Raw genomic sequence first — 10,439 nt, 5'->3', positions numbered from 1 at the left:
TTGCGATGAAGATGAATCTAAAAATATTCCTATTCACGGTCAGTCTGTTGAGCTTGATTTCCTGCCAGGGTGCCAAAGATGTTAACCGTGTGAGCGGTGGCTATTTCGATAAATCCGTATTGAAGGGCGAATGGTATTTTGGGGCGTCGATTGTTGACAAACAATATCATAACGCCAGTTCTTTCATTGGTGCTGCATGCGCCAGCGATCGAATTCGGTTTGAGCTGACTGAAAACATGCTTTACGCCTATCGCTCATATGAAAAAGTTGCTGGTACGGAAGCCGGTAATCCTGGCTCTCAAAATTTGCTGGCGGCCTTTCCGGTGCTTAAGCACTTTGACGTACAACGCGAATACAATGAAGTGAGTGGCGTTGAAAATAACGTTATCTCGGAAAATGATTACGATAAAAAATGGTACAAACGTCAATTTGTGCGCATCGACTGGACCAAAAATATGGCGCCAGACACTGACTGCAACGAATGGTTTACCATGAGCTCGTTCGCGCAGATTCAACGCGAAACCCACCCCAGGGAGCCCTACCGTGTTCGTGTTTCCAAAGATTACATCGAGAGTACTCAAGAAGCGCTGATTAAGCCTAGCCAAGAAGCTTGTGACTCAGTGGGTGAATGGAGTTGCCAGGCATCCAGAGTCAGGATGAAGTTATCGTTTAAAAAAATTCAGCCCACCAACTATACGCCCAAAAGTTATCCCGACTCTATCCCGCTTGAGTATGGTGTGAAGAACAAGGCACTTTGCTTTAAAGGCGAGCAAGGATGCGAAAATCTGCAAGCGCTGTGGACCTATGCTGGTCCAGGTGGCACTGAGATTTGCGATCCGATGCGGCATAATATTGACGAATGCACGCAGCATGAAGTACCTGTGTTCTCAAGATTCGGCTTTTTTAGAACCGAAAAACATCAGTTCAACCGTGAAAATGGCTTTACGCTGACAGGTCGCTCGCAGCTAATTAACCGTTGGAACATTTGGGAAGATGCAGACAAAAAAGTGCCCAAGCCAATTGTCTATGTTGTTAACGTTCAGTTTCCAGAGGAGCTTTTTGAAACCGCGCAGGAAATGGCTAGGGATTGGAGCACGGCTTTTGAAGAAGTTACCCACACCAAGGACATGTTCCAGATTCGGCGAAACACCTGCAACATTGAAAACGTGAAAAATTATATCACTGAGTTTTCGTTAGGTGAACATGTAAAAAAACATGGCATCAATCAGATTGATAAAGGCAACCTGGAAGAAGTTTGTGCGGTACTCGAATGGGAATCCTCGGCTAAAAAATTGTCCAAGATATTTAAGTGGGAGCAACTTGGAGATATTCGCTACAACATTTTGAACTATAGCGACAAGGCCGAACTCGCAGGCCCGCTGGGTTATGGGCCGAGTTTTGCTGACCCAGTGACGGGCGAGATTGTCCATGGTGCAGCCAATATCTATGGGGCTGCATTGGATACTTATGCGGCCATGGGCGCGGATATTGTTCAAAGTCTTAATAGGCAGATTTCAAACAGCGATTTAATGAAAGATGATAAAAAGGCGATTCCGGTTTCTACAATCGACAGCTTTTCGAGATTGATTAAGGCAAGAACGAAAGACCTAACCAACGACACTTATTTTGTTAAAATTGCTGATGGAACGCCTAATAACTGGGACTTGCTGAAAGATTTACACCTGGAAGATAAGTATTTGCTGAAAGAGTTTAGGCCTTCTGAGTTAGCAGGACAACTCGAAGCGTTGGAGAAAAAGGTCGCGTTCTTTGGAAATCGCAGTGCCTGCTATTTGTCAGATATGGTTGAGCCACAAGTGGCTGACTTGGCTATGCAGCTCAAAGATAAATCCTGGATGGAGGTGTACCAACATATTCGCGCGGCTGTGTTTAGAGGCGTTGCAAGCCATGAAATCGGTCACACTTTAGGTCTCAGGCATAATTTCGCGGGTTCGGTGGACGCTCTGAACTATTTCCCAAGCTTTTGGAAAGAAGAAACCAGGAAAAAATCCGAGCTTCGATATTCATCGATCATGGATTACATGCAGCGATTTAATAGCGATTTTTCAGGCATTGGCCTTTACGACCGAGCGGCGATCAAGTTTGGCTACGGTGATTTGGTAGAGGTGTTTGACGAAACCGGTGGCGCGTTTGTTCCAGCTTACTGGAACAGCAATGCGAAATTGTTTCATTATACTGACTTGCCTTACTTGTACGCTGGTGGCGAGTTGAATGATAAACTAAAAGCTCATTACACACAGGTAAAAGCAAACTTTGATGGCGGCGGCGATGCGAAGATTGACATAAAATCACTCGGCGTTGCGCCTAAATCGGATAACTTATATCGGCGTCGAAACATCTCTTTTGATGAGTTTTATTTAAGTTCTGCTCGTAAAGTTTTTGGAAAAAAAGATCAGCCTATTGTTTATGAGGTTCCATACCAGTACTGCTCCGATGCTTATGCCTGGGGCGGTGGCTTAACTTGTAACCGTTGGGACATGGGTGCCTCTGCCGAAGAAATTGTTGATAACGCGGCTGAGCTTTACGAAAACTATTACTGGTTTAATAGTTTTAGGCGCGATCGAATTTCTATTAGCCCCGGTGGTTATATGGCCAGACTGTATGGCCGAACCTATCAACCGATGCTGAATCCGTTTAAATATTTGTATCGCTACCAACGAACGTCGCTTAACATTTGGCCGCTGGTGAGAGACTGGAACACAGCTGCCTATAAGGGAATTAACTTCTTGGGCAAGGTGCTGCAAAGTGTTGAGCCTGGTCGATATTGCTTAACCAAAGACAACATGTATTTGCCGGAGATTGAGGTTCCCAAATGCGAAGGTGCGATAGAAATCGGCATGGATCAGGGTCGTTACTACGACACGCATTACAGTTCTCAATTCTTTTATAAACCCAACAACATTGGGCACATGTATGACAAGCTGCTTGCAATGTATGCACTGACAGACTCGCGCGCTTATTTTATGCGAGATTTTTCAGACAGATTTAATCGCGGTGCATTCTCGATTGGCTACTATCGCGTTTTTGCGCCTGAGATGATTAAGTTGTTCAGCGGACTGATGCTGGATAATAAAAAGGATATAAGTCCATATCTGCTGCTCAAAGATGGTGTACCTGAAATTCAGTACCGGCCGGTAATTGATATTGAAAAGAAAAACGTCGACTTGCCTAGAATTAAATCGAGTGGGTCTTGGATGATGCGTCATTATTCATTGCTTCTGCCGGTCATTAACTTCTCAAGTCCGGTGGACGGCCAGCTTGACTATATTAAGAGGGCTCGCATTACTTTGGTCGGTAGCCAGCACGATCCGGCAACGGCAAGCAAAGTGCAGCAGCTGATTTTTGAAGATCCTAAGAGCAAGAAGCAATATCGATCTGTGGTGGTGGATTCGGAAGAACTATCGCCAGGGTATCAACTGCTGAACGAAGCGAAGGTTTTTGCAAGCGATGCGGATATGCCTCGCAAAGATTTGGATCTTTATGAGCGATTTTTGCTGATTGATATGCTTCGGATGCTAGGCGATGCTTTGGATGGTGGCAGGTAGAAAGTTGCATTCGCAAGCTCTTTAATGGCATAACTTAACCATGGGCAATCCTGAGGAACTTTTATCCAATCTCCAGCGCGCGATTTTGGATGTCGAAAAGGCAAAAAAGGCGATTTTAGCGCTCTCTAGAGACTCGGAGCCCGCTGTGCGGGTTTTGTACCGCTTAGGGCTATATTTGCTCCACGAAGAGCACGATTTGGAAGGTGCTGCCAGCATATTCTCCAAGTTGTCTGCTTGTACGATTGATTGCGACTCGCGCAGTCATGCTCGCCTCAGCTATTCGCTGCTTTTATGGACGCGGGAGCAATATGACGCCTCAATCGATTTACTGAAGCGCATGGTGGCAGAGGACAAAGATCCGAACGTTCAGGCGCTGGCTTTGGATTACTTAAGAACTTTTATGAAGGAGCATGGCGCATCTGGGCCTGCTCTTGCAAAAATTGATGAACAACGTATCCAAACCTTGCAGTCATTACTTGCGCAGGAAAGCGATAAGAAGCTTAAGGCAGATTATCAAACCCGTTTGGATGCTGCATTAAACGAGCGTGAATCTTAAATCCATTAAAGCAATATGCTTTAGAAATCTACAATCTGTTCAACTCGAGCCCTTCCCAGGGATGAACCTGTTTATTGGCCCAAATGGTCACGGTAAGACTAATTTACTCGATGCGATTTCATTGGGCTGTCAACTTAGGCCCATTAGGCCCATTAAACAGAATGCTGATCTGATTCAATTTGGTGCGCCAGAGGCTCGTATTGAGACTACCTTTGATTTCGGCACAGTGTCTGTTCAGATTAACTCGGAAGGCAAGAAGGTTCGCGTTAACTCTAAAGCGACGCGGGATTCTAACGTGTTGGCTGACAAAGTGGCGCTTGTTTCATTTGTGCCTGAGGATTTAGGCGCTATTACCGGCGGCGCCGCCCAAAGAAGGCGGCTGCTTGATCAAATTGCTGCAAGTCTATTTCCTAATTATGTGTTGTATTACCGGCAATATGAACGCGTTTTGCTGCAGCGAAATAGACTATTGAAACAGCCTCTGATTGACCTGGTTGAACTTGATTCTTTCACGCAGGTTTTGGCTGGGGCGGGCGGTATTATTGAAAAAGCCCGATTGCAGGCTTTGGAATTGATTCGGCCGCGGTTTGCCGGATCGCTTGAAGCCTTATCGGCATCGAAGCTTTCTTCCGAACTGGTTTATCGTCCTAGTAGCCAAGGCGACTTAAAGCTAAGTTTGGAGCGGATGAAGAATGAAGAACGCATTCGTAAGACCACGCTGCTCGGTCCCCATTTGGACGATATGGAGATTAGCATCAATGATCACGCGTCCCGCTATACGGCCTCTAGAGGTCAGGCGCGAATATTGGTGCTGGCGCTTAAAATAGCGCAACTTCAGACGGTTTTCTTACATAGGGGCTTGGTGCCTATCTTGCTTTTGGACGATGTTGTCGGTGAACTCGACCAAAACCACGCGATGCAGCTCTTGAGAGCGGTTGAACATTTAAAGGCGCAAACCTTTATTACCACAACCCATTTAGAGGCTCTGCCTACCGATTGGCAAAGTAACAATATATTTTCAATTTTTGATGGAAATTTAGTTGGTAACCGTAACTAATACTTTTTTATCGAATGAAGTCGGAAAGTGGAGTTGGTATTTGCCTTTGGCGACCGGTGTAAATTGGCCATTAAAGACCCCATCGTTGGGCCAATCATCGCCCTTTTCCCCTTGGTCGTTCAGCCCAATCCGAATCGATGAATTTGTAGGTCCCTGCAGAACTGTTAAAAGCGTTTTTGCCGAAGCATGTGCACAATTGATGTCTATCACAGATAGAGCCAGAGATTCACCGAGTTTCATAACAATGATGTCACCCACGGGTTTTAAGCGGGCGTTTATTGTTTGGTCTTTGCAGGTTAGCGCGCCAAATCCGCTGCTGTCCCACATCCGTATTTGTCTACCGGACAGGGTTTTCATCTCTTTGTCGGTCAAAGGCTTACCGCTGTCAATCAGCAAATTCTTAATCGAAATCCAGTCTAAGCTAGTATCAGAGGCTTTTAGAAGTGCCGCGGCTCCAGATACGTGGGCCGTTGCTGTGGAAGTTCCGCTGAGGTAGGCATATTTGCCCTGGGCTACAGTGCTAATGATATCGGCTCCAGGGGCAGCAACATGCACGGAGCGTTTACCTATATTAGCGCCCTGGAGAACTTTTCCATCGGCATCGTGTGCGGTGACAGAGATCACATTGCTCAATGTTAGGTTGGCAGGATATACTGGCAGTATATCATTGTTATTTCCTCGTGTGTTGGCCGCGGCAATGAATAGGATGCCTCGTTTTTGATGTTCTTTGAGGGCTGCGAAAAATGCTTCTGAGGGTCGGTAGCCTGCTACCCACGAATTGTTGGTAGCTATGATTGTAACGGGCTCTATGCTGCGATCAGCTAATTCGGCAAAATAGTTTAGACATGTAATAGCGGATGCGATGTCGCCTTTACCGTCCGCATTCATAAATTTGCAGGCAGCGATCGATACTTTGGGAGATACCCCTGAGATTCCAATTTGATTGTTGCCTTCAGCGCCGATAATGCCTGCCATATGTGTACCATGATCGTTGTCATCCATCGGATCCCCACTGCCGGTGATAGCATTGATCCCATAAATATCATCGATATAGCCGTTCTTATCGTCATCAACACCGTTGCCGGGAATCTCCAAGCTGTTTTTCCATATATTTCGATATAGATCAGGATGCGTGTAATCGATGCCCGTATCGATGAGGCCAACTACAATGCTTCGGTCGCCCATTGTTTTTGACCATGCGCTTTCAATATTAACTCCGCGTGGGCCTAGCGCCCATTGAATGGGAAAGAGAGGGTCATTTACCTGTGCTTGAACATGAGTATCGTAGTTCGGCTCAATGTAATCAACCAGCGGGTCGGAACGATATAGGTTTTCTGCTTCTTCGAAAGACGCGCCTGCGTCCACTTGAATCAGATATAGCCCAACGGGAATGAAGAATTTTTTGATAACCACAGCGTGGGCTTTTTGGTGGAGAGCAGCAAGTTCTGAATCTGATGCTCCCTTTTTACACTTAACTAAATAACTGCCAGGCTTAGCTTCTCTTTCGGCTGCGTTTGCGGAAACAGCGAAAAAGAATATTAAAATGAGATTAAATATAAACATGCCCCCTCTCCTAAATAAAGGATAATCCAGCGGGTCTTTTTAAGTCTATCGAACGCCTCACCTTTTTTGGGCATTTATTCGGTAACCGTGACAGCAACAATATCGTTTCCTGGAAAGATTAGATTATATGTTGCAGGCACAGTAGGCTTAAAAACGCCGTTAAATACGCCGTCGTAAGCAACTGCGTCGGCTCCGGTGCCCAGATCGTTGAGTAGTCCGGTGCTTGGTGGCAAGCCTACTTGAGCTGATTTTGCGCAATTAATTTTTAGAGTGGACAAAGACAAAGATTCCCCCACTCTCATGCGCAAAGAGTCTGATTTCGGCGCGAGTCTGGCTGTAACAATTTGATTGTTGCATGACAGCGCGCCTAACCCATTGATATCTCTGGCTTTGATTCTCCGACCAGAAATCGTTTTTTCCTTTGCGGCAACGGTAGGTTGTCCGCTCGATATAATTAAATTTTTGATCGATATCCAGTCCAGCGTTGGATCTGACGCTTTGAGAAGCGCAGCGAGGCCAGTGACGTATGGTGCGGCCATGGATGTCCCGTCTAAAAAGCCATAATCGTCTCCTAACACGGTGCTAAAGATAGCGACACCGGGAGCGGCAACGTGCACTGAGCGCTTGCCATAGTTGGAAAAAGTGGCGATGCCGTCTTTCGGATCGCTTGCAGCTACTGTCACGACATTGCTCGCCGGAATGTTTGCCGGCACAGATACCGTCGTGTCATTGTTCAGTGAATCATTGCTGGCTGCGGCAATAAATAAGATACCTAAATCTCTATGGGCTTCAACAGCTTCTTGGAGTGCGAGCATGGTATCGCCACCCGACCATGAATTGTTGGTTGCTACGAAACTAATTGGATCCTTGGTTCTCGTGGCAAGAATGGCGAAATATTCTAAACAAGCAAGCGCGCTGGCTGTATCTCCTGATCCAGACGCATCCAAGAATTTGCAAGGGATAATGGTGACATTTGGAGAAATACCCGAAATGCCAAAGCCATTGTTTGCCTCTGCGCCGATAATGCCGGCCACATGAGTTCCGTGTTCATTGTCATCCATGGGATCACCTGTATGCGTGATGACATTAACGCCGTGAACATCGTCAATATATCCGTTTTTGTCGTCGTCTAGATTGTTGCCTGGAATTTCTTGGGCGTTTACCCAGATGTTTTTCTTGAGATCTGGATGATTATAGTCCGCGCCCGTATCAATAACACCCACAACGGCTGCTGGACTACCTAAAGTGATATCCCATGCAGAAAGTGCGCCCAGGTCTACGCCCAGGGTTCCCCCAAATTGCCCGTTGTTTCTTAACGACCATTGAGATTTAAAAAAAGGATCATCGGGCTCGAGTGACGTTCCATGAATAATCCAATTTGCTTCGATAAATTGAATGCTGGGTTCCGTCTGATATACCGCCACAGCAGATGCGGTAGATGCACCGGGATTTACCTTGATGAGCTCTAAACCCGGTAGTAAGCGATTATAACGTTTTACCGTGCTGGTATGAGCTTTGGAATGAATGGCAGCTGCGGTTGCCGCACTGCTTGCGTCATTATTGGGTTGAGTTGTGCAATGTACCTGGGATTGGGGCTTGCATTTTGCCATCGAAAAAAATGTCATTTTCCTTTTGATGATAAAGCTACCTGCAACTGCTGGCGCGGCTGCCAATGTCGGGTTTACGGATATCAGAGCTAGGAAAATAGCGGTTACAAATATGTTTAAATAGGTCATTGAAACACCTCTTTAAACTATATTTTAATATATTATTAGATTGAATATCAAATATTGCTGTTTGATAGACTGATAAGCACCCAATCTCCCAGATGTTTGGTTGCCAAATGCGTTAGGCCTAAATTCTCATAAGCTTGTTGTACGCCTAAAGCCTGTGAGTTTAAGATGCCGCTTAAAAGCAATAGACCACCGCTGGTCATCGCCTGCACCATTTGAGGCGCTAACTCAATCAACGGATTTGCCAAGATGTTGGCTACCACTAAGTCGAACTGAGGGCCGAATTGATCCGGGGTTTTTAACGTAAGTTCGAATGCAAGGTCATTTTTACCCAGATTTTCTTCTGCAACGCGAAGCGCCAGCGGATCGTTGTCTGTTCCGACGATTTTTATTGCGCCAGATTTGGCGGCAATCATGGCCAAAATGCCAGTTCCGGTGCCGACATCTAAAACTTGCTTTCGGCCTGTCTCAACAGCTTCGCGTACAGCATGCGCGCATAGGGTGGTTGTTTCATGATGCCCAGTCCCAAACGCCATGCCAGGATCCATTTTCAGTACGAGTGCTCCCTTGGGAGCGATAAAGTCCGCGTCCCAGGAAGGAACCACCCAGATATTTTCCCCGACTGTAAAAGCTCGCCAGGTTCGGATAAATTCGTTTTCCCAATCGCCGTCGATCAAATCCTGAAAATGAATTTCGTATTCAGGAAAAGCTTCGGAGATTTGGGCTTCTAGCTCTGGGCTTTTGTCAAAAGTGCCCGTTACCACAGCAATGTGTTGCGGCGTAAAAGGCCTTTCGGGTATTTCTAACGATTCGTCGTCTTGGATTTGCAGTCCCAGTGCACCGAGATCCAATAAAAGATGCTGGACTCGGTCGGAATCATAGTCAGGAATCGTGAGGACGGCTTGTCGCCAACTTTCGGTCATTAAGCAATCTTGCCAAACAACATGAAGGCAATCAATAGCCCAAAGAGCACCAATGATTCGATCAATGCCATGCCCAAAATCATAGGCACGAAAATTTTACCTGATGCACCAGGATTTCTAGCAATGCCCTCGAGTGCTGCTGCTGCTGCACGGCCTTGACCAAGTGCGCCACCCAAAATGGCTAAGCCCATCATGATGCCGATGGCGATGGCGAACCAGGCAAAGTTGCTAACGCCGGTTGAGGCTACGACCACTGGGGCGGCTTCATTGGCAAATACGGTGGTGGCTGCAAAACTGACGAATAGGCCGATGAACTTTTTCATAGCTTAGTGACTCCCTGTTTCTTGTGTGTGAAGTGAAATGTAAACGCAACTCAATATGCAAAAGACCGCTGTTTGGATAAGCCCAACCAACAGGCCCAAAGCGAAAAATGGCAAAGGCAGCAAAAAGGGCATAATCGCTGCAAAAGCAAATAAAACCTTGTGATCGCCGATCATATTGCCAGCCAAACGAATGCCCAGCGAGAAGGGTCTGACGCTCATACTGATCAATTCAATGGGAAACAAAAGCGGCGCTAGGAACCAACCCCACCATTCGCCAATTGGATTGGCCAGATGGGTGATATGGCCAATGCCTTGAACCCTGATGCCTTGAATATTGAAATAAATAAACACGATTAATCCGCAAGCGAGTGTCGTATTTAAGTTGTCTGTTGGCGGCACAAATCCAGGAATGAGGCCAAGTAAGTTGGAAAATAAAATAAACAGGGCCAGCGTACTAATCAAAGGAACATGGCGTTTGTAATCGTGGCCAATAATGTCCTTCATCAGGCCCATCAAGCCTTCGATGAGTATCTCGAAAAAATTTAAAATAGAAAGCTTGGGAGACGGCACGAGGCAAGCTTCAAGATTTTTTAGCCGTCTATTGCTCACAATCGCCATCAAACACAACGTGGCGAAAACCAGTAAGGCCGCAACAATATGATGTACGCCATGGCCTGGATACCCCGGTAGCAAGTCATACCAAGACTGATGATGATCCATA

At 46.2% G+C, this 10,439-nt stretch carries 8 protein-coding genes; 3 read left to right on the top strand and 5 right to left on the bottom strand.

Annotated features, from left to right (window positions below; all coding sequences use genetic code 11):
- The first annotated feature begins 5 nt into the window (after positions 1 to 5).
- The 3 genes from V4534_06205 to recF are packed head-to-tail and all read left to right on the top strand — an operon-like array spanning position 6 to position 5,176.
- Positions 6 to 3,563: a zinc-dependent metalloprotease gene (locus V4534_06205; protein MES2504456.1), complete on the top strand. Its 3,558-nt coding sequence runs from the start codon at positions 6 to 8 to the stop codon at positions 3,561 to 3,563.
- Positions 3,564 to 3,603: 40 nt separating this feature from the next.
- Positions 3,604 to 4,119 carry a hypothetical protein gene (locus V4534_06200; protein ID MES2504455.1) on the top strand — a complete coding sequence of 172 codons (516 nt, stop codon included), beginning with the start codon at positions 3,604 to 3,606 and terminating at the stop codon, positions 4,117 to 4,119.
- The gene (recF, locus tag V4534_06195) at positions 4,109 to 5,176 is read left to right on the top strand and encodes a DNA replication and repair protein RecF (protein ID MES2504454.1); all 1,068 of its coding nucleotides are present in this window, start codon (positions 4,109 to 4,111) and stop codon (positions 5,174 to 5,176) included. The genes V4534_06200 and recF overlap by 11 nt, the downstream gene beginning before the upstream one ends.
- Here the strand turns inward: recF and V4534_06190 are convergent.
- The 5 genes from V4534_06190 to atpB all read right to left on the bottom strand — a co-directional run bounded on the left by V4534_06190 (position 5,156) and on the right by atpB (position 10,438).
- A complete protein-coding gene (locus tag V4534_06190; protein MES2504453.1) occupies positions 5,156 to 6,739 on the bottom strand; it encodes a S8 family peptidase in 1,584 nt (527 codons plus the stop codon). The genes recF and V4534_06190 overlap by 21 nt on opposite strands.
- A 74-nt stretch (positions 6,740 to 6,813) precedes the next feature.
- A complete protein-coding gene (locus V4534_06185; GenBank protein MES2504452.1) occupies positions 6,814 to 8,475 on the bottom strand; it encodes a S8 family peptidase in 1,662 nt (553 codons plus the stop codon).
- Between the two features lie 47 nt (positions 8,476 to 8,522).
- Positions 8,523 to 9,395: a 50S ribosomal protein L11 methyltransferase gene (locus tag V4534_06180; protein MES2504451.1), complete on the bottom strand. Its 873-nt coding sequence runs from the start codon at positions 9,393 to 9,395 to the stop codon at positions 8,523 to 8,525.
- On the bottom strand, positions 9,395 to 9,718 hold the full coding sequence (locus V4534_06175) for an ATP synthase F0 subunit C (GenBank protein ID MES2504450.1): 324 nt from the start codon (positions 9,716 to 9,718) through the stop codon (positions 9,395 to 9,397). The genes V4534_06180 and V4534_06175 overlap by 1 nt, the downstream gene beginning before the upstream one ends.
- A gap of 3 nt (positions 9,719 to 9,721) precedes the next feature.
- Complete coding sequence (gene atpB / locus V4534_06170) at positions 9,722 to 10,438, bottom strand: F0F1 ATP synthase subunit A (GenBank protein ID MES2504449.1); 717 nt, start codon at positions 10,436 to 10,438, stop codon at positions 9,722 to 9,724.
- Between the last annotated feature and the right edge of the window lies 1 nt (position 10,439).

The sequence above is a fragment of the Myxococcota bacterium genome, assembly GCA_040387835.1.
Lineage (GTDB): Bacteria > Myxococcota > UBA727 > UBA727 > JABDBI01 > JAZKCZ01.
Note: the sequence above shows the minus strand (reverse complement) of the source record. Positions and strands in the feature narration are given on the sequence as shown.

Excerpts from the sequence above, each read along its gene's own strand:
- V4534_06205 (MES2504456.1), top strand. The coding sequence starts at position 6 with ATGAAGATGAATCTAAAAATATTCCTATTCACGGTCAGTCTGTTGAGC.
- V4534_06200 (MES2504455.1), top strand. The coding sequence starts at position 3,604 with ATGGGCAATCCTGAGGAACTTTTATCCAATCTCCAGCGCGCGATTTTG.
- V4534_06190 (MES2504453.1), bottom strand. The coding sequence starts at position 6,739 with ATGTTTATATTTAATCTCATTTTAATATTCTTTTTCGCTGTTTCCGCA.
- V4534_06185 (MES2504452.1), bottom strand. The coding sequence starts at position 8,475 with ATGACCTATTTAAACATATTTGTAACCGCTATTTTCCTAGCTCTGATA.
- V4534_06180 (MES2504451.1), bottom strand. The coding sequence starts at position 9,395 with ATGACCGAAAGTTGGCGACAAGCCGTCCTCACGATTCCTGACTATGAT.
- V4534_06175 (MES2504450.1), bottom strand. The coding sequence starts at position 9,718 with ATGAAAAAGTTCATCGGCCTATTCGTCAGTTTTGCAGCCACCACCGTA.
- atpB (MES2504449.1), bottom strand. The coding sequence starts at position 10,438 with ATGGATCATCATCAGTCTTGGTATGACTTGCTACCGGGGTATCCAGGC.